The following is an 18,846-nucleotide window of genomic DNA, read 5'->3' as shown; positions in this document are numbered from 1 at the left end:
GGTGCCAAGAGCTACGCGACACCCCGAGGAGTTGAGATCCCAGCTCCTGCGCTTCTCGCCGTGGGCCGAAAGCCATGAACACGACGCCGAACAACAGGCTCGAGCCGGCCGGCTTGACGCCGGCGGCTCAGCCTGAACGTTCGGCGGCACATTCAAGCGTGATCGAGGGGAGACCATGGATCTCACCGTAGTCGATGAGCTCCTCACGACGACCCGCTCGGTTCGGAGGCGCCTGGACCTCGCTCGGCCGGTCGAGCGTAGCGTGATTCAACATTGTCTGGAACTTGCTGTGCAGGCGCCTACCGGAGGCGACACGGCCCGCTATCATTTCGTGGTTGTCACGGACGCGACAAAGCGTGGTGAACTTGCGAAGCTTTACCGTCGCGGCTTGGCGGAAATCTATCCCCCGCGTCGCGTCGAGCAGGTTCGACAGACGACACCGGCGTTCATGTCGTCGGTGATGCACCTTGCCGACCATCTCCACGAGGTACCCGTCCATGTAATTCCCTGTATCGCGGGGCGCGACGGTTTCGCCGCGCTCGGGCCGGACTGCGGACCGCCAACCTTCTACGGGTCAATTCTTCCGGCCACGTGGTCACTCATGCTCGCCCTCCGATCTCGTGGCCTTGGCTCGGCATGGACAACGTCCCACCTCAAGTACGCGCGTGAGGCCGCGGCCCTGCTCGGCATCCCCGACGACATCACGCAGGTGGCTCTCTTGCCGGTCGCGTACCTTGCAGGAGCAGCACTGCACCCAGCGAAGCGAGTGTCCGCAAGGGAGCGAACGTCTTGGGACACGTGGGGTCAGCGCGCGTGATGGCTGCCCCGGCGCAGGCGTCGTCACTCTGCTGCGATCGTCCGCCGAACACTTATCAGGCCTCCGGTTGTCAAGAGGCAAAGAGCTTCCGTCGCGGACGATGGCGTCCGCTGAGGAAGGCACGACGATCGGCCCCGTGATGTGGCTGACATCATTTCGACGGCGGCGTCAGGCCGCGTGGTCTGCACCAAACACTTATCGAGCCTCGAGCCGAGGCGATGATGCAGTCCTCGCCCCCAGCGCGGAGAGCAGCAACGTCTCCGCGGCCTAGAAACCCAGCTGTGCCCTCGTGCCGGCTGACTCAACGCGACGGCTCTGGCCAACCGACCGCCAGTCCCAGTTAGCACGCAGCTCGGGAGAGGGGCAGCCCCCAGCGCCATCGGAGGCCGACCTAGTGCGATTCAGCGTGTCGAGCGAGCACGGGAGTCCAATCAACGCACGGGACTCCGGGACGTCGCCCCCAGATGCTCGCGCGCGGTCGACGCCGCATAACGAGGCCGAGCATCAGCTGCGTCGGGCTCAGTCCCCCTCAGGGGTCCAGTTAGACGGCCGGCTCTCCCGTGCTCCTCGATGCGCGACGGGGTTCTTCCGCAACGAGAGCACGGCCGCCTCGGAGAACGCCCACTTCAGATGGGCGTTGCCGATCTTCGTGTCCGCAACGTACCCGTAGTGCTTGCCGTCGGACTGCTTGGCGCATTTCACCAGCCGGCAGTACGACACGAAATCCTGCACTCGCGGGAAGCGGCGGATGTCGTGGATCTCGTAGAGCAGCACCAGGGCCAGGATCTTGCCGATCCCCGGCACCGAGCGGAGCCGGTAGAAGGCGTTCACGTCGTGGACCTTGGCCGTCTGGGCCAGGTGCAGTTCGAGCTTGGCGCGCTTGCGGGTGAAGTGACAGCGCCGGCGCAGGAGGTCGCGGGTGGCGCGCATCTCCCGCGGATACACGTAGGCCATGGGCAGCATGCCGCCGCGCAGGAGCACGGCGATCTTATGGGCGTCGATCTTGTCGTTCTTGGCCTTGCTGCCATGGATGGCCTTCATGCACAGGGCGTGGCCGAGGACAAAGGCGAGGCCCTCGTGGGCGCAGAGATCGGCCAGCCAGTACCACTTGAAGATGCATTCGACCGCCACCACGAGGTCCTCACGGTACGGCGCGATCGTGGTGAGGAAGCGCTCGGGGGTGGCGGGGCCGTTGCGATGCACGCGGATCTGGCCGTCCCCGTCCAGCACGCAGATGTACATCCGTCTCGCGTGCAGGTCGATCCCGCAGTAGTATCGGTGCGACGTGGTGTAGAACCTCATCCTTGTCTCTTCCTCCCTCCCGCTGCGGGAGGGTTTTTGCTTGGCCGCACTCACCGTACCCCGTCGGGTGGTGAGGAGGAGGCCTGGATGAGAGTCATCCGGATGCAGGCGACGGCCTTCGGCCGCGCCTGATCCAGAGCGTTGGGCGGCGCGACGACGGATGCGCCGGACGACGTTCGAGAGGTTATAGGAAAGCAGACGTGACGAACTGGTGTCCCGATCCGAACGCGTTGCGTGGTCGCATCGCGATCGTCGCTGGCGCGACGCGAGGGGCTGGCCGTGGTATCGCGGCGGCTCTGGGGGAGGCCGGCGCCACGGTCATTTGTACCGGTCGCAGCAGTCGCGATCGCTCACTGCAGTCCGACTACGCTCGTCCCGAGACGATCGAGGAAACCGCTGAACTCGTGACGTCGTTGGGCGGTCAGGGTATTCCGTTCGTGGTCGACCATCTCGACGCCAACCAGGTCGGGCGGTTGGCTGACCAGATCCGCGATACGCACGATCGCATCGACATCTTGGTGAACGACATCTGGGGTGCAGAACGGCTCAAGGGTGGCCCACCCGACTGGAACAAACCCATCTGGCAGCATGATCTTCCCAAGGGTCTCCGGATTCTTCGCCTCGCCATCGATACCCACTTAATAACCTCACACTACCTCCTGCCCCTTTTGACTGACCGCCCTGGAGGCCTGCTCGTCGAGGTAACCGATGGAGCGTGGGACTACAACGCGTCGCGGTACCGGATCTCCGTGTTCTACGACCTGGCAAAGGTCGCCGTGAATCGCCTGGCGTTCTCGGAGGGACATGAACTCGCGCCGCACCACGCGACGGCAGTGGCGATCACACCTGGATGGCTTCGCTCGGAGATGATGCTGGAGAACTACAAAGTTACTGAGGGTAATTGGCGCACCGCTGCTGCTCCGCCCGGATTCGCGGTGTCAGAGTCGCCCCGCTACGTGGGGCGCGCTGTAGTAGCGCTCGCAAGTGATCCCAGGCGTGAGCGATGGAATCAGCAGTCCGTGACGTCAGCGCAACTGGCGGATGAGTACGGCTTTACGGACATTGACGGTTCACGTCCGAACGTATGGCGATATAGCGAGGTAGTCGAGGCCGGCGATCAGAACGTCAACCCGAGCGACTATCGCTAGTGTCCACGACATTGCTCCCGCCCCGATCACCGCGTGTGCCGCCCAACAACAGCATGGAGCCGACGGCGCTCTGCGCCGCGGCTGATGCTGAACGTTGGGCCGCTCGAGGTGATTCAACGTTGTGCAGGAAAACAACCCATGGAGTCAACCATGTTCAAGCGCCTGGCCATCATTGGCGCGCCAAGTAGCGCAGGAGCATATGCGCCTGGCCAAGAGAAGGCCCCGACTGCTCTCCGCGCTGCTGGTTTGCTGGGGTTTTTAACCGCCCGTGGCATCACGGTTGACGATCATGGAGACGTTTCCGGTTTCCGCTGGCGTGCGGACAAGGTGAACCCGCGTGCCATGAATGTGAACGCAGCCGCGACGGTCGCCAAGGCCACCGCGGAGCGTGTCGCTTCCGCCCTCGCTGCCGACGCGGCAGTGCTCGTCATGGGGGGTGACTGCACGGTCGAACTCGGCACGGTAGCCGGCGCGCTTCGAGAGACGCAAAGTATCGGTGTCGTCTACATCGACCTCGATACCGACTTGAACACGCCCCAAAGCACCCATGACGGCGCCCTGGACTGGATGGGTGTCGCGCACATGCTGGGCGTCACAGGCACTGTGCCGGAGCTCGCCACTCTGGGTCCGTGCGTGCCGATGCTGCGCCCGGAGCAAGTGCTTTTCTTCGCCAACGACAACGTCGAGCCGTTCGAGCGGCAGGTCATCGACGAACTCGGCGTCGCCGAAGTTCGGCTTGCGGACGTCGCCGCCGACCCGTCAAGAGCCGCGGAGGCCGTGGTGGGTGGCTGGGCGCGGCAGTTCGAGCGGTTGCTCGTCCACCTGGATGTCGACGTGCTCGATTACGTCGATATGCCGCTAGCAGAGAACAATCGCCGTAACGTAGGCCTCAGGTTCGATCAGCTTATGGCGTCGCTCCGCCCCTTGCTGCGCGCGCCGAACTGGACGGCGCTTACCGTTTGCGAGCTGAACCCTGACCACGGGGAAATCGATGGCTCGACTCTGCGGACCTTTGCTCGGGCCTTGGCTGATGCTCTGGCCGCATCACCCCGATGGCAGTGCAGCTAATGCATGTCTCGAAGCAATCTTGCTGTAGGCAGGGCACTGGACGCGGCTCAACAATGGCTACAGCGGACAGCGGCTTCGCCGCCGCCGTTGAAGCCGGGCGTTAGACAGAGGACCCGCACACATGCTTCCTCATGCGCTCCAGGAGATCGCGGACGGTCTTGAGCATCGCCGCGCTCAGGTTCTCGCTGAAGTCGAAGGTTTGTCACAGAGCCAAGCCGACTGGAAACCAGCGCCCGACCAATGGTCTCTCGGAGAAGTTCTCCACCACCTCGTACTGGCCGAGGGCATCGCTGGCAAAATGGTGAGCGTGGCAATCAAGCATGCTGCGGAGGCGGGACGATTGCCACGGTATCCTGCCGATGTTCACGCCTTCCCGTGGCAACAGCCGAGCCCGGATGATCGTTGGATAGTGCGGGTCCCAGAGCCAGCGGCGCCAACTCACGGCCAGCCAATCGCCGATCTACGTGAGGCCATGGCAAAGCAGCGTGCGCTGACCGGGAAAGTCATGCAGCGGCTGGCAGCGGTGGATCCTCGTGCGATTACCGCTGTGCATCCGCTCATCGGCGAGATGAACGCGGCTCAATGGATCACCTTTTGCGAGTATCACATGCGTGTTCATCTGCGCCAGTTGAAGGACGTCAAGGCCGCCAGCCGTCCCTCAACATGAATGAGCATACGCCGAGTGAACCCTGAACGGTCTAACAGGCCGTTAGAGCGGGCGGGCATGAGCCCCCGTGCCGGCTTCATCCGCGCAAGCGCCCACCGCCCAGCCGAGCCGTCAGACCGCAACGGCCGAATTGACCAGGAGTCCAGTCTGGCTATATTCTGGCTAGAATGCGGCACGAGGTCGTCTTGGCGCCTGAGGCGGCGAAGGCCTTCAGGTCTCTCAAGGCTTACCATCGGGCCGAAGTCCGGGACGCCCTCGAACGGCACTTGCGGGACCAGCCAACCCGAGTAAGCAAGAGCCGGATCAAGCGCCTTCGTGGCTTGAGTCAACCGCGGTATCGTCTTCGGGTTGGGGAAGTGAGGGTGTCTTATGACGTCACGCGGGAGGCTGTCGAGGTCCTCGCGATCGTCACGAAAGCCGAAGCGGCGCGCTGGCTCGCCGAGCAGGGGACGCCCAGTGCGCCAAGCGGCCCTGGCTGAAGTCAAGGACGATCTGTCGCGATTCCTGCGCCTAGCGGAGTCCGAAGAAATCCTCATCACGCGGCATGGGAAACCGGCTGGCGTCTTGATTGGCTTCGAAAGCGAGGACGACTGGCTCGACTACCGACTGGAGCACCATCCCGAGTTCTTGCGGCGCATAGGAGAGGCGCGCGAGGGGCTCCGGAGTGGACGCGGTGTCCGACTGGAGGATCTGCGGTCCTAACAGGCGGTTTAACACCAGGCTGGAGCGGTCCGGCTCGACGCCGGCCCGCTCAGCCTGAAGGTTAGACGGCGCCGAGGGCATCGCGCTTCCGCTTGTCAATACGGCCGAAGACGCCGCCGATTGCGTGGCTCTCACAAGGTACCCGCCGCAAGGGCGGAGAGGATGGGGCGACTACCAGACAGCGAGGCGCCGCCACCGTCTCCGGGCTGTGGATCGAGAGCCGTAGGGCGATTGAGAAACTACCTGATGATCGCGCCCTTCGACCGTCGATTGACCTCGGCGTCTCCGGCCGCCTTGATGCCCCGGAGTTGTTGGAGGCCGTTACACACGCCTCTAGCCTCGCCTCCGATGTCGAGCCCACGAAGCCGCCGGCAGCTACACTCCCTACGACAACCGCATGCGGCCGCATTCGGGGATCGGCTATTCTTCACCGAGCCCCTTGAGGCACGGGAGACGTGATCCGACGCTCTCGATCACCGCGATGGAGGTCGAGGTATGAGAGCCTACCCGCGAGAACGTTTCTCCTCGGAAGTTGCACTCTCCCCGGCGATGGTCGTTGACGTTGCGAATGCCGTCGGTGATAACAACCCGCTGCATCACGATCCTACCTTTGCCGCCACCACCCGATTCGGAAGGCCGACAGCCAGTGGCCCCCATACAACCGCTCTGTTACTCGCCCTGACCGCGTCCCACTTTTCGACACGAGGCGCAATGTTGGGGCTCGAGTTCTGGGTTCGATTCCGCCGACCAGTTTACGCAGATGAAACCATTCATCTCGAATGGATGGTAGTGAAGGTAACGCCAAATGAGAAGCTCAAAGGCGACATCGTCGAGCTGCGCGGCCGTATCCGAGGCCAGGACGGAAAGACTTCTGTCGGCGCCAAGGGGCGAGTCTTGGTTACCGATCGGTTCTGATTCATGGAGCTGCGCCTTGATTCTAGGACTTCGGGATCTATTGCTCTCCCGGCTCAGCTTTACGGCGCCCATAGCTTTCGCGGTGGCGGCCGATGCCTATCTCATTCCGGTCGTATTCCTGACCCGTCGACGCAACCCAGTCCGACCATGATGCCCAAGCAGAGCAGACCTGCACCTCCGCGATACCTTGGAGTTCCCGGGGTCGATGGTGCTAGTCGCGCACCGTCCGCGGCACGCCTCCGTGGGGCCAGGCGCGGCTATGAAGGCACGTAACGTTCCCGCTCGGCTGGGTCGGGCACAATCCGCGGAACCCGGCCGCCGCAGGTCAGCCGGAGCGCCATCTCGAGCTACGGGGCCTTCCGCGTTCGCCTCGCGCTCCTGTTGCTTGCCTCCGTCTGGCTCTGCCGGTGTCGCCGCCGGAATGCACCATCTCGCGCAGGGCCGCAAGCACTGGCTCATCGTCCCAGTGTCTGTGCTTGCGCTTGGTCTCGCTCTTCTTGCTCGAGCCACACGTGTCACCAGGCGGAAGCGGGCGGCATGTCGAACGACGACGTCTACGCGGCTGGTTTACTGAATCGCGCTCTGGATCCGGCTACGCAGCCGCCCGAGATCCAGGCGTTCTTGCGCGCCGAGCTGGAGCTCCTTGACCGCGTCGTCGCCGAAGGGGCGCGCGTCATCGATCTTGGCTGCGGGACCGGACGCCATCTGCACCTACTCGGGGAGCGCATTCGTCTCGGCGTCGGCGTGGACTACGAGCATAGCTACATCGCCGAGGCCGAGCGCGCTCGTAGCGGTCGCCACCTGTACTTCATCACCGCCGACGCGACCGCCATTCCTACGACCGCCGCGTTCGACCTGGCGATGTGCCTCACCAACACGTGGGGGACTATGAGCGACAAGACCGGCGCCTTGAGGGAGATGCGGCGCCTGGCCCCGCAGCATCACACCCGGCTCCTGTCCGTCTACTCGGAGGCGTCAGTGCCGGCTCGTCGCGAATGGTATCGGCGCCTGGGTCACGTCGTGTCCCAGGAGACCCGCGACCACCTCGAAACAGAAGGGGGCTTTCGGTCAGAGCACTTTTCTGAAGCTCGCCTGCGGAGCCTCGTAGGCGACTCAACGATTCGTCCGCTCACCGATATTGCCTACATCGTCACATTCTGATCCGAAGGTTAAAGACATGAAAGGCCCTGACCGGACAAATACCGCGACCTCCTCGACCGTGCCATCGTGGTGCCGCTGGCCACGCTGATGGGCGATGGGACGCCGCAGGTCCAGCCCGTGTGGTGCAGCTTCGATGGCACGCACATCCTGGTCAACACGGCAAAGGGCCGCCAGAACATCGACGCCCTGGCGCGGCTCTATCTGGGCGTCGACCCGTTCCATCGGCAAGGCGACGTCCGGGTGATCTTCAGGATCGCGCCGCAGCACGTCGCGACCAGATGCCTTCAAGACCGAGTACACACGGTGGACGCTGTCCGGGATGACGGTCAACGAGCGCCTGCACGCCGGCGACAAGCTCGATGCGTTCGACGCTGCCCAACGCTCCCGCGATCGCAGGGCGGTCAGAGAGCTGCTGCTGAGCGTCCATGTCGACGAAGCGTCGATCCAGCGCATCCTGGAGGAGCTTTGAGCGTGCGTCGCGGCGGCTCGCCCGCCGCGCCACTTGCACGATTGCTCGCTTCGTTACAGTAATGGATCGGAGGCGCAGGACATGGAAAGGGGTACGCCCCTGCTCTATCTCACGCAGAGGACGCTTCAGAGCCTGGGTCTCACCACCCGAGAGGTGATCGAGAGTATCGAGCACCTGATACGCGGGCGCAGCCGGGCACGAGTGTGGAGCGCGCCGAAGGCCGTGATTCAACCGCCGGACGGCCGATACATGATGGCGACGCTGTCGGCGGCCGACGATCCGCCGTTTCTGGCCGTAAAGTCACTGATCCTCAATCCGCGCAACCGAGAACGCGGCCTGCCGGACATCAACGCTGTGGTCACCCTTCTGGACAGTGACACAGGCCTTCCGGTGGCCGTGATCGACGGCAACTGGATCACCGCCGTGCGCACGGCGGGGTTGAGCGCCGTCGCGGCCAAGCGACTGGCCAGACCCGCCGCGTCCGTCGCGGCCTTCATCGGCTGCGGGGTCCAAGCCCACAGCCATTTACAGGCGTTCTCGGCGCTGTTTCCCCTCGAGGAGATCCGTGCGTTCGGGCGTGGCACGGTGAATCGCGACGCGTTATGCCGGACGGCGAAGAAGCTCGGGCTCTCGGCCGTCGCCAGCGCAACTGCCCGTGAGACCGTGCGAGACGCCGATCTGGTCATCAGCTCGGTGACGTTCTCGCCGCAACTCGTGCCCTTTCTGGACGCCCGCTGGTTGCGACCAGGTGTCTTTGCCACAGTGACGGACCTGGCGGCGCCGTGGTTGCCCGACACCATGTCCGCGTTCGATCGGATCGTCATCGACGATCTGGAACAGGAAGCGCAGATGCCCAAGCCGCTGGTGGACCCGGCGCTGGTGGCGGGTGATCTGACGGGATTGGTGAATGGCGACGTCGCCGGGCGTCGCTCCGACGAGGAGAAGACGGCGTTCGTCTTTCGCGGACTCGCGCTCGGGGACCTTGCCGTCGCCGCGCTGGCGTACCAACGTGCTCGCCAGTCCGGCAAAGGCTCGCAGATCGATCGCGAATGAGGTGCTGCCTATGCCCAGGTTGATCGACAAGCCCACACGGATTCAGGCCGCCGGCAACAAGCCGAAGACGATCGAAGAGTATGTCGGTCGGGTAAACTCGGGGCACGTGAATGTGAGCGTTGCCCGCATGGTATCCCCTGAGGGCTGGCGCGAGCCCGGTCAACGACCCGAGTTCGAAGAGATTACCGTTGTCCTCCGAGGTCTGCTACGGGTTGAATTCGAAGGTGGTGTTCTCGACGTGCGGCAGGGTCAGGCCGTCGTGGCACGCCCGGGCGAGTGGCTCCGCTACAGCAGTCCTGAACCCGGCGGCGCGGAGTACATCGCCGTGTGCCTTCCCGCGTTCGCCCCTGCCACCGTCCACCGCGACCCGGTGTGAGCTCCACCCGCGTCAGCAGACACGTGAGCGAGCCGCGGCGATGACGCACGGTAAGGACTCGTGATTCCCTTCTTCCGTGAAGCCGGGGCCGGTCCGGGCGTCGTCTGTCTGCACGCGAACGCGAGCACGTCGAGTCAGTGGCGCGCGCTGATGGACCGCCTGGCCCCGAAGTTCCACGTGCTCGCCCCGGATTCATACGGCGCCGGCAACAGTCCCGCGTGGCCGACGGACCGGTCTATCCGCCTCCGCGACGAAGCCGCCCTCCTCGAGCCCGTCTTCGCCCGGGCCGGCGAGCCCTTCGCGCTGGTCGGCCACTCGTATGGCGCCGCCGTGGCGCTCATCGTCGCGCTCGCCCAACCGCGCCGTGTCCGCGCGCTGGCTTTATACGAGCCCACCTTGTTCGCGCTCCTCGACGCGGAGTCCCCTCCCCCCAACGAGGCCGACGGGATTCGGGCGGCCGTGGCCGGAGCGAAGGCCGCGCTCGAGACCGGCGACACGGCCACTGCCGCCCAATACTTCATCGATTACTGGATGGGCCCGGGGACGTGGGCCGATACGCCGGCGTCGCGCCAGAGCTCGATCGCCAGCTCCATGCTCAATGTGCACGGGTGGGAGAGCGCGTTGTTCGGGGAGTCGACACCCCTGGAGGCCTTCGCCGCGCTCACCGTGCCCGTTCTCTACATGATCGGAAAACCCTCCCCTGCCTCGTCTCGCGGCGTCGCCCGGCTCCTGACGAAGACACTGCCTCGAGTCGAAGTCATCGAGCTCGAGAACCTCGGACACATGGGCCCGCTCACCCACCCCGACGTCGTCAATGAGGTGATCTGTCGTTTCCTCGAGCGCGGCTGACCCGCGCATGACGATCATGAGCTCCCGCACCGTCGTGCTGGTTCTGCTTGCCTGGCTGCTCATCGCCATCGCTCTCGGCGCAGCCGGCGTCGTCGGCATGTTGCGGCCGCCCGCCCCCCCGCTGATCCTGTTCGGGCTGACCGCGGCCGTACTCGCCGTCGGATGGTTCTCGGCACGGCTCAGAGCATGGTTGATGCAGGTCGACGAGCGCTGGCTGGTCGCGTTGCACCTGACGCGCTTCGTGGGGATCCACTTCCTCTATCTCTACGGACAAAGCCGGTTACCCTACGCGTTTGCCGTCCCGGGTGGATGGGGAGACATCGCCGTGGCGAGCCTGGCGACAGGATTATTGTTGTGGGGTCCCCCGTACGGCGCGGGTCGGCGCCTCGCCTACATCGCCTGGAACCTGGTGGGGTTGGCCGACATCCTGTTCGTGGTCCTGACCGCGGCGCGGCTCGCCTCGGCGAACCCCGAATCGATGGCCGAGCTCCTGCGATTGCCGCTGAGCCTGCTCCCGACCTTCCTGGTGCCGCTGATCATCGCCAGCCACGTCGTGCTGGCCGTGCGATTGACCCGTTCACGCCCGGCCCGGTGAGCCACGGCTGACGCCGGGAGTAATGCGCGAGCCCGACAGGAACGTGCGCGCTCAGCCGCGGGTCACGTGGGCGGCCACGCAGAGCCAGCGGCCATTCCGGCGGGCCCAGACGTCGGTGTAGCGGCCGGCCGCGGGCTGGCCGTCGAGCTTCCGGTACACGGTCTTGCCGTGAACGATCGCCGTGTCCCCGAGAACTCGGATCGCCACGTCCTCTACGCCGAAATTCGAGAGAGTCATCGGTCGCGTCACTTGCGCCAGAAACCCGGCGCGGTCCACCAACGAGCCGTCGGGATTGCTATTCACGAAGTCCTCGGCCAGGTGTTCCTCGAACCAGCGCGCGTCCGACGTGCGTACTGATCGGATGTAGCTCTCGTTGAGCCGCTGCAAGACGTCCATGTCCCTGGCGCCGGTCGCCGGGTGCACCATCTCCCGCTGCACCGTGCACACTTGCACGCGGAACTCGGCGTAGAAGTCCTGGCGCCCCTTCTTCTGCACCTCCACGTGTTCGGGGTGTGTCGCCCACGCCCGCTGCCCCTCTTCCGAGGCGAATTCCACGATGGTGACTCGCTCACCGTCCTCGGCGACGAATCCCTTGTGGGAGACGTAACCTGGCACTTGCCTGACAAGCTCCTCCATGCGACCAGCCCACCGCGCATATTCCTCTTTCGCTTCCGGCTTCAGGCGGCTACGAAACAGGGTGACAACCATGGAGTCCCTCCGTCACGTAGGGTGCAGGCGCATGGTAGCGTCGCCTCGAGTCCCGTGGAAGAGCCATTCTCGTATACTTGCCGAGCCTGCCCGCGATGGAGGCGAACGACGTCGCCGGCGATTCCAGCGGATCGGCAAGGCTGTGGGACGATGGTTTACGCCATATTGAAGCTGCTCCACGTCATCGGCGTCGTCCTGATCGGGGCCGGGCTGATCGGCGTCTGGGTCAGCGACATGCGCTCACGCCAGTGCCGCGAGCTGGTCCGGTTCTCGGAAGCCGTGCGCAATATCGCGGTCTTTTACGACGGTCTCGTCGTTCCCGGCGCGGTTCTCCTGCTGGTCTCGGGCACGTGGCTGATCGTCGAGTTTTTCGGCGGCTGGAGCTTCGTCGAGACGCCGTGGCTGGCCGGGATGGTCTTCCTGTTCGCGTTCGAATTCATCGAGGGCAACACCGTGACCCGACTCTACTTCGTGCGCCTCCGGCGGCTGACTGAGCAAGCCCTAAGCGGCGGCGGGTTCACGGCTCAGCTCCAGAAGGCGCGCTCCGAAGGCGTCCCCACGTTCACGCATTTCCTGGATCTGCCGATCCTCTTCGTGATCGTCAGTCTCGGCACCCTCAGGCCGAATACCTGGACCCTGTTCGTCGCCGGCCTGGTCGTGGCCATCGCGGTCGCCACCGCGCTGACGATCGTGATACCACGTCTGTATCCGTGGGCGGCTCCCGACCCGTGAACGGCTAGCGCCGGGGCGCCCCCCCGGCGCCTCCGAGGAGGTCGACGAGACCCGCGGCCACGGCGCTGTCCTCTCGGCGTCTCTGGACGGCGATATACTCTCGGCTGGCAGTCGCGCAAGAGACCGTTTCGAGGCCGGCGAGGGCGCTGCATGACGAAGGACGACGTCAGGCTGCTGTACGACTACAACTACTGGGCCAACGCGCGAGTGCTGAGTGCCGCCGCCCGAGTGACGCCGGAGCAGCTGACGGCCCCGGCCCGCCTGAGTCACGGCAGCGTGCGTGGCACGTTGGCACACATCTTGGGCACCGAGGTCGTGTGGCGCTTACGGTGCCAGGAGGGCGTCTCGCCTCAGGCGCTGCCGGCCGAGAGCGAATTCCCGACGCTCGACGCCCTGCAGGGTCGCTGGACCGAAGAAGAGCGCAAGATGCGCGGCTACCTGGCGTCGCTCAGCGATGCTGCCCTCGCGGCGACGGTTCAGTACAAGACGACCAGAGGGGTACCCCAGCAAAACGTCCTCTGGCACCTTCTCGCGCACGTCGCCAACCACGGCACGCAATTCCGCGGTGAAGCCGCGGTGGCACTGACGGAGTACGGCCGATCGCCGGGGGACCTCGACCTGCTCGCCTTCCTGCGCGAAGGCCGCGGCTGAGGCGCCCGTGGACCATGCCCTCGGACAGCTCCTGGAAGAGCTGGCCAGGTTCGGCGAGGACAACGACGCTCGGGAGACCGCCCGGCCCCGGCGCATGCTGAACATCACCCGCGACACGGGCCGTCTGCTGTGGATCCTCGTCCGGGCCACGGGCGCCAGGCGCATTCTGGAGGTGGGAACGTCCAACGCCTTCTCCACGATCTGGCTGGCCGACGCCGCACGCGCGACTGGCGGCCGCGTCACCACCCTCGAGTTCAACCCCGACAAGATCGCCCTCGCCCGAACCAATCTCGCCAGGGCCGGGCTGGAGAGCGTCGTGGAGGTCATCGCGGGGCGCGCCGCGGACACCCTGCCAGGGCTCGCGGGACCCCTCGACCTCGTCTTTCTCGACGCGGACCGGCCGAGCTACCTCGACTACCTGGAGCTGGTCGTGCCGAAGTTGCGCCCGGGCGGCTTGCTCATTGCCGACAACGTGACCTCGCACGCCCAGGAACTTGAAGCTTTCCTGGGCCGCGTGAAGTCTCACCCCCGGTTGTTCGCCGTGACGGTCCCCATCGGCAATGGCGAGGAGATCGCGCTGAAGCTCGATGACGGCTAGAGCCGCCAGTCCTGATACCAGGTCGACTCGGCCCCCACCCCCTCCCTGGCGACCGTGACGTCGATCAGGTATGGCCGGTTGTCGCGGGTCGTCCGTTCCAGGCCCCGACGGAGCGCGGGCTCCAGCTCCTTGAGCGTCGTGACGGATTCACCGTCCACGCCCTGGGCGCGCGCCAGCCCCACGTAGTCCACCGCGGGGGCGCTCAGATAGAGGCCGGGATATCTGGCATCTCGGACCATCTTGCTGTCCGGCATCTCCCGCGCCCAGTTGTGGCGCACGATCTGATAGCTCTCGTTGTTGGAGACGACGGTCAGCACCGCCGTGTTGTAGCGGGCCATCGTCCAGAACCCCGCCGCACTGTAGCCGAGCGCTCCGTCGCCCAGGTGGAGCACGACGGGCCGCTCTCGACCGACTGCGAGCTTGGCGCCGATGGCGGCGCCCACGCCGAATCCGAGAGAGCCGCCGCCGCTCCGCGTCCAGGCCATGCCCTGGTGGCCGAAGGGCAGCAGCGTCGTGCGCGCCGTCGAGCTTTCCTGGACCATGGTGGAGGTCCGGGGCAGCAGCTCGGCGAGCTGCGCTTCCAGAACGCTGGGATGGACCATCGTGTCGTGCTCGTGCTCGCGCACGAGGTCTTCCTCACGGCTGATCAACAGGCTGGCGTAGCTGCGCACCTTGGCCCGCTGGCGGGCCCACGTCGCGACGCGCTCGGCCGGGTGCAGCCGCGTCAGCGTCTCCTTCAGCTCGCGAAGCGTGTCGCGCAGCTCGCACTGCACGGCGACGTCGAGCGGATAGTGACGCCCCATGAGCAGCGGATTGGGGCCGATCTGCATCACCACGGGCTCGGCCACCCCGCCGTGGACGCCCTGACACCCGACGAGGAAGATCAGATCGGGCTTCAGCCCGGTGACCTTCTCGAACTCCCGGGAGACGGGATACATGCCGCAGAAGAGCGGATGGCGGCTGGGAAAGTTCACGAAGATCTGCCGGGTGTTGAACACCGGAGCCTCGAGCGCTTCGGCCAGGGCCACAGCCTCGGCCTGGGCTCCGCCGCGCCACACATCGTCGCCGAACATCAACACGGGACACTGCGCCTCGCCGAGCCGCCGGGCGATCGCCTCGATCGTCTGCCGGCGGGCCGGGCCCGGCCGCTCGATCGTGTAGTTCGCCCCCTCGCCGATCTGGGCTTCCAGCCCCTCGCGAATCAGCAGCTCCGCGCTGATGGACAGGTACACCGGACCGGTCGGGGGCGTCGTGGCTTCGCGCAGGGCCCGGGTCGTGGCCACGGGGATGGCGGCCGGGTTCGTGGCGACCTGGAAGGCGCAGCGCGCCTCTTTGGTCAACGGCCGCATGGATTCGGCCTGGCTCAGGCCGGGAAACGGCGCCAGGCCCCGGTAGTCCTGCAGCTCCGAGGCCCAGTCGCCGGCGATGACCAGCAGCGACGAGCCGGCGACCTGGGCGTTGAAGAGCTGGCCGGCCAGCTGGTACGAGCCGCCCATGACATGGGCGATGACGACCCCGACCTTGCCGCTGAACCGGTGATAGCCGTCGGCCATGGCCGCCACCAGGCCTTCGTGCTTGGCGACGACGAGCCGCTGATCACCGTCCTCGGCGAGCGCCGCGAAGATCCCGGTCTCCGCCGAGCCCGGGTTCGTGAAGAGATATTCCACGCCCGCGTCCTTGAGCGTCTGAAGCAGCAGCATCCCGCCGGTGCCGGTGATGGTCTTGCGCATGGCCTTCCTCGTTGTCAGATCGTTCACGTTCGAGCCAGCCGTCGCACTATACCAGAAGGCCGCGCACGGTGTTGACGGGCCCGCGGCTTCCATCGATAGTGAAGGCGAGTCGTTGACCGACGTGAGCCAGCGCTTTCGTGACAAGGTCGTCGTGGTGACCGGCGGCGCCCGGGGCATCGGGCGGGCGGCCGCCGTGCGCTTCGGCTCCGAGGGCGCGCGGGTCGTCGTCGTCGACTTGCCCGGCGCCGACCTCGCTGGTTGCGTCGCCGCCGTCCAGCAGGCCGGCGGCGAGGCCGCCGCGGTCGAAGCCGACGTGACCCGGTCCGCCGACGTCCAACGCTACGTGGCCGAGGCCACCGAGCGCTTCGGCGGGATCGACTGCTTCTTCAACAACGCCGGCATCCTGGGGGCGGTGAAACCGCTGCTCGAGTATCCGGAAGACATGTTCGACCGGGTGCTCGCCGTGAATGTCAAGAGCGTGTGGCTAGGCTTGAAGCTGGTGGCGCCGGCCATCATCCGGCGGGGCGGCGGCGCCATCGTCAACACCGCCTCCGTCGCCGGGTTGCGAGGGACGCCGGGGCTCGTCGCCTATACGACGAGCAAACATGCCGTCATCGGGCTCACCCGCACCGCCTCGCTCGAGCTCGTGCGGCACGGGGTCCGCGTGAACGCCGTGTGCCCGGGCCCAATCTCCACGCCCATGGCGGGCTTGCTGGATGAAGGCTTCGACCCCAAGGACCCGCAAGCGGCTCACCGCCGGTTCGTGGCGGGTATCCCGATGCGTCGTTACGGGGAGCCGGAGGAGGTCGCGGCTCTCGTCGCCTTCCTCTGCAGCGCGGAGGCATCCTACGTCAATGGCGGCATCTACACCGTCGACGGCGGGATGATGTCCTGAGGCCGCGCGTACCTATCGCCGCGGCCGTCGGGCGTAGTGCTCGATGATGAACCCGGCGATGGAGTGACGGGCAGGCCCCGTGGGCAGTGCGTCGCGCGAGAACCATCGCGCGTCCTCCAGCTCCTCGGGGTCGATGGTGATCTCACCTCCGGCATAGTCGGCCACGAATCCCACCATGAGCTGGCTAGGAAATGGCCAGTTCTGACTGCCGACGTAGCGGATGTTGTCCACGGCGACGCCGACCTCCTCGAGCACCTCGCGGCACACCGTCCCTTCCAGCGACTCACCGTTGTCGACGAATCCGGCGATGAGCGCGTAGCGGCCGGGGGCCCAGATGGCTTTGCGGGCCAGGAGGACGCGGTCGCCGTCCCGGACGAGCACGATCACCGCGGGGTGCAGGTGCGGGTAGTGCTCGTAGCGGCACGCGGGACAGCGCTTGCCCCACTCGTTGGCGATCCGCTCGGTCCGCTGGCCACACCGTGGACAGTGTCCACTGGTCGATTCCCACCACAGGGCCTGCATCGCCATGCCGCCGAGCGACAGCAGCTCGTCGGGCAAGCGGGTGCCTTGCATGGGCACCAGCGTCTCGCGGTGGAAACCAGCCGGAATGCCGGCTCCGCGCGGCAGAGCGCCGACCCAGCAGGGAGTACCCCGCCAGGTTCCGAGCCAGAACGGCTCGCCGATCAGCCCCTCGAGGTCGGGGGGGCACTCGCCCGCCGGCAGCGACAGCTCGTGGGCGTCGGTGCACACTACCAGCCCCTGCTCCTGGACGATGAGCCAGTGCCCGAGGCGCTCCGGCGGCTTGGCGTGCTGCTTGGCGGGCGTGAACGCCTCGCCCAGGCAGCCCCGGTTGAACGGCAGGTATACGGTGTCGGGCGTGGTCGCCATGAGCGGCAGGGCGATGATATCAGGAATGTGCGGAAACGCCGGATGGCGTACCATTGCCACGTGACCTTCGATCTGGGCCAGTTTCTCGACCGGCGGCAGCGCTTCGCCGACGCGATCGGCGACGCCCTGGCCATCCTGCCAGGGGCTCAGGAAACCCCGCGCAACGGCGACGTCGCGTACGAGTTCCGCCAGTACTCCGATTTCTTCTTCCTGACGGGGTTCGACGAGCCCGATGCGGTGGCCGTGGTGAACCCCGGCCACAGCAAGGAGCGTTTCGTCCTGTTCGTTCGCCCCCGTGATCGCGAGATGGAGATCTGGAACGGCCGCCGCGCCGGCGTGGAGGGCGCCATCGCGACCTACGGGGCGGATACGGCCTACCCGATCGCCCAGCTCGACGAGAAGCTCCGCGAGTGGGCTCTGGAGCGACCCGTCCTCTACTACCGGCTCGGCAACCCGGCCCACGACGCGCGGATCACTCGACTGGTCTCCGAGCTGCGGCTGGCCCGGACCCGCGGTTTTCCCACCCCGATCCGCATCGAGGACCCCGGCCCCATCCTGCACGAGATGCGGCTCCGGCGTTCACCGGCCGAGCTGGCCTGGCAACGCCAGGCCTGCGCCATCAGCCGGGAGGCCCATAGCGAGGCAATGCGGGTAGCCGCGCCCGGCCTGTTCGAGTATCAGCTGCAGGCCGCGCTGGAGTTCGTGTTCCGCTCGCACGGCTCGCCGCGCAACGCCTATCCGTCGATCGTGGCCTCGGGCCCGAACGCCTGCATCCTGCACTATCACGAGAACACGCGGCGCCTCGCCGAGGGCGACCTGGTGCTCATCGACGCCGGCTGCGAGTACGGCTATCACGCCTCCGACATCACCCGCACCTTTCCCGCGTCGGGGCGGTTCACCGGGAGCCAGCGCACGATCTACGAGCTCGTGCTGCAAGCCCAGCTCGCCGCGATCGCCGCTGCCCGGCCGGGCCAGACCGTGGAAGGAGTCCACGACGCGGCCCGGCGGGTGCTCACCGAGGGCCTGGTGGGGCTGGGGCTGCTGCCCCGCAGCGTGGAAGAGTCGCTGGCCATGCACCACTATCGGGAATTCTTCATGCACGGCACCGGCCACTGGCTAGGCATGGACGTGCACGACGTGGGTGACTATCGCGCGGAGGGTCGCTCGCGGCGGCTCGAGCCGGGGATGGTGCTCACCGTGGAGCCCGGGCTCTATTTCGATCCCGAGCGGGAGAGCGCCACGTTTTTCCTGCGCGAGTACAGCGAGCAGGAGATGTGGGAGCGCCGTTATCGGCTGGGCACTGCCGCTGCCAGGCGCCTGGAGGAGGAGGAGCGGGCCCGCGCCGAGACGGTGGTCCACCCCGTGCCCCGGGAGTTTCGCGGCATCGGCGTCCGCATCGAGGACGACGTGCTCGTCACCCCCGAGGGCTGCGACCTCCTCACCGCCGGTACGCCCAAGACCGTCGACGAGATCGAGCGCACGTGGGCCGAGACGCCCCGTTACGTCAAGCGTCCCTGACCAG

General features: G+C 66.4%; 20 protein-coding genes and 1 pseudogene. 17 read left to right on the top strand and 4 right to left on the bottom strand.

What is annotated here, in order from left to right:
• Positions 1 to 175 precede the first annotated feature (175 nt).
• A complete protein-coding gene (locus VFR64_12795; protein ID HET9490618.1) occupies positions 176 to 817 on the top strand; it encodes a nitroreductase family protein in 642 nt (213 codons plus the stop codon).
• A 573-nt stretch (positions 818 to 1,390) separates the two neighbouring features.
• On the opposite strand, the pseudogene VFR64_12790 reads toward VFR64_12795, so the two are convergent.
• Positions 1,391 to 2,119, bottom strand: a pseudogene (locus VFR64_12790) (transposase).
• 200 nt (positions 2,120 to 2,319) lie between these two features.
• On the opposite strand from VFR64_12790, the gene VFR64_12785 reads away from it, so the two are divergent.
• The 11 genes from VFR64_12785 to VFR64_12735 all read left to right on the top strand — a co-directional run bounded on the left by VFR64_12785 (position 2,320) and on the right by VFR64_12735 (position 11,122).
• On the top strand, positions 2,320 to 3,267 hold the full coding sequence (locus VFR64_12785) for an SDR family oxidoreductase (GenBank protein HET9490617.1): 948 nt from the start codon (positions 2,320 to 2,322) through the stop codon (positions 3,265 to 3,267).
• A 150-nt stretch (positions 3,268 to 3,417) separates the two neighbouring features.
• Entirely contained in the window at positions 3,418 to 4,335 is a 918-nt protein-coding gene (locus tag VFR64_12780; GenBank protein ID HET9490616.1) for an arginase family protein, read from the top strand.
• A gap of 121 nt (positions 4,336 to 4,456) precedes the next feature.
• Entirely contained in the window at positions 4,457 to 5,002 is a 546-nt protein-coding gene (locus VFR64_12775; GenBank protein ID HET9490615.1) for a DinB family protein, read from the top strand.
• A 369-nt stretch (positions 5,003 to 5,371) separates the two neighbouring features.
• On the top strand, positions 5,372 to 5,704 hold the full coding sequence (locus tag VFR64_12770) for a type II toxin-antitoxin system prevent-host-death family antitoxin (GenBank protein ID HET9490614.1): 333 nt from the start codon (positions 5,372 to 5,374) through the stop codon (positions 5,702 to 5,704).
• 495 nt (positions 5,705 to 6,199) lie between these two features.
• Positions 6,200 to 6,619, top strand: a complete 420-nt coding sequence (locus tag VFR64_12765; GenBank protein ID HET9490613.1) for a MaoC family dehydratase — start codon at positions 6,200 to 6,202, stop codon at positions 6,617 to 6,619.
• A 537-nt stretch (positions 6,620 to 7,156) separates the two neighbouring features.
• On the top strand, positions 7,157 to 7,780 hold the full coding sequence (locus tag VFR64_12760; GenBank protein HET9490612.1) for a class I SAM-dependent methyltransferase: 624 nt from the start codon (positions 7,157 to 7,159) through the stop codon (positions 7,778 to 7,780).
• A gap of 319 nt (positions 7,781 to 8,099) precedes the next feature.
• Entirely contained in the window at positions 8,100 to 8,249 is a 150-nt protein-coding gene (locus VFR64_12755; protein ID HET9490611.1) for a hypothetical protein, read from the top strand.
• A gap of 81 nt (positions 8,250 to 8,330) precedes the next feature.
• Entirely contained in the window at positions 8,331 to 9,302 is a 972-nt protein-coding gene (locus tag VFR64_12750) for an ornithine cyclodeaminase family protein (GenBank protein HET9490610.1), read from the top strand.
• Positions 9,303 to 9,312: 10 nt separating this feature from the next.
• Positions 9,313 to 9,678: an AraC family ligand binding domain-containing protein gene (locus VFR64_12745; protein ID HET9490609.1), complete on the top strand. Its 366-nt coding sequence runs from the start codon at positions 9,313 to 9,315 to the stop codon at positions 9,676 to 9,678.
• A gap of 60 nt (positions 9,679 to 9,738) precedes the next feature.
• On the top strand, positions 9,739 to 10,527 hold the full coding sequence (locus VFR64_12740; GenBank protein ID HET9490608.1) for an alpha/beta hydrolase: 789 nt from the start codon (positions 9,739 to 9,741) through the stop codon (positions 10,525 to 10,527).
• 16 nt (positions 10,528 to 10,543) lie between these two features.
• Positions 10,544 to 11,122 (top strand): hypothetical protein, encoded by a 579-nt coding sequence (locus VFR64_12735; protein ID HET9490607.1) that lies wholly within the window; start codon positions 10,544 to 10,546, stop codon positions 11,120 to 11,122.
• Positions 11,123 to 11,173: 51 nt separating this feature from the next.
• Here VFR64_12735 and VFR64_12730 read toward each other — a convergent pair whose 3' ends face one another.
• Positions 11,174 to 11,830, bottom strand: coding sequence for a DUF4440 domain-containing protein (locus tag VFR64_12730; protein HET9490606.1), 657 nt, complete (start codon positions 11,828 to 11,830; stop codon positions 11,174 to 11,176).
• Positions 11,831 to 11,980: 150 nt separating this feature from the next.
• On the opposite strand from VFR64_12730, the gene VFR64_12725 reads away from it, so the two are divergent.
• The 3 genes from VFR64_12725 (at position 11,981) to VFR64_12715 (ending at position 13,811) form a co-directional block, all read left to right on the top strand.
• Entirely contained in the window at positions 11,981 to 12,562 is a 582-nt protein-coding gene (locus tag VFR64_12725; protein ID HET9490605.1) for a DUF2269 family protein, read from the top strand.
• A gap of 150 nt (positions 12,563 to 12,712) precedes the next feature.
• A complete protein-coding gene (locus tag VFR64_12720) occupies positions 12,713 to 13,213 on the top strand; it encodes a DinB family protein (GenBank protein ID HET9490604.1) in 501 nt (166 codons plus the stop codon).
• A 7-nt stretch (positions 13,214 to 13,220) separates the two neighbouring features.
• Positions 13,221 to 13,811: an O-methyltransferase gene (locus VFR64_12715; protein HET9490603.1), complete on the top strand. Its 591-nt coding sequence runs from the start codon at positions 13,221 to 13,223 to the stop codon at positions 13,809 to 13,811.
• Here the strand turns inward: VFR64_12715 and VFR64_12710 are convergent.
• Positions 13,808 to 15,541 (bottom strand): thiamine pyrophosphate-binding protein, encoded by a 1,734-nt coding sequence (locus VFR64_12710; GenBank protein HET9490602.1) that lies wholly within the window; start codon positions 15,539 to 15,541, stop codon positions 13,808 to 13,810. The two genes, VFR64_12715 and VFR64_12710, sit on opposite strands and share 4 nt — an antisense overlap.
• Positions 15,542 to 15,662: 121 nt before the next feature.
• Between VFR64_12710 and VFR64_12705 the strand changes: the two genes are divergently transcribed.
• Positions 15,663 to 16,436: an SDR family NAD(P)-dependent oxidoreductase gene (locus tag VFR64_12705; GenBank protein HET9490601.1), complete on the top strand. Its 774-nt coding sequence runs from the start codon at positions 15,663 to 15,665 to the stop codon at positions 16,434 to 16,436.
• Between the two features lie 12 nt (positions 16,437 to 16,448).
• On the opposite strand, the gene nudC is transcribed toward VFR64_12705, so the two are convergent.
• Positions 16,449 to 17,378 (bottom strand): NAD(+) diphosphatase, encoded by a 930-nt coding sequence (gene nudC / locus VFR64_12700; GenBank protein ID HET9490600.1) that lies wholly within the window; start codon positions 17,376 to 17,378, stop codon positions 16,449 to 16,451.
• Here nudC and VFR64_12695 point away from each other — a divergent pair.
• Complete coding sequence (locus VFR64_12695) at positions 17,352 to 18,842, top strand: aminopeptidase P N-terminal domain-containing protein (protein HET9490599.1); 1,491 nt, start codon at positions 17,352 to 17,354, stop codon at positions 18,840 to 18,842. The two genes, nudC and VFR64_12695, sit on opposite strands and share 27 nt — an antisense overlap.
• Positions 18,843 to 18,846 lie beyond the last annotated feature (4 nt).

Source organism: Candidatus Methylomirabilota bacterium (assembly GCA_035709005.1).
Taxonomy (GTDB): Bacteria; Methylomirabilota; Methylomirabilia; order Rokubacteriales; family CSP1-6; genus 40CM-4-69-5.
The sequence above is the reverse complement of the archived record's forward strand: the minus strand, read 5'-3'. Positions and strand labels throughout refer to the sequence as shown.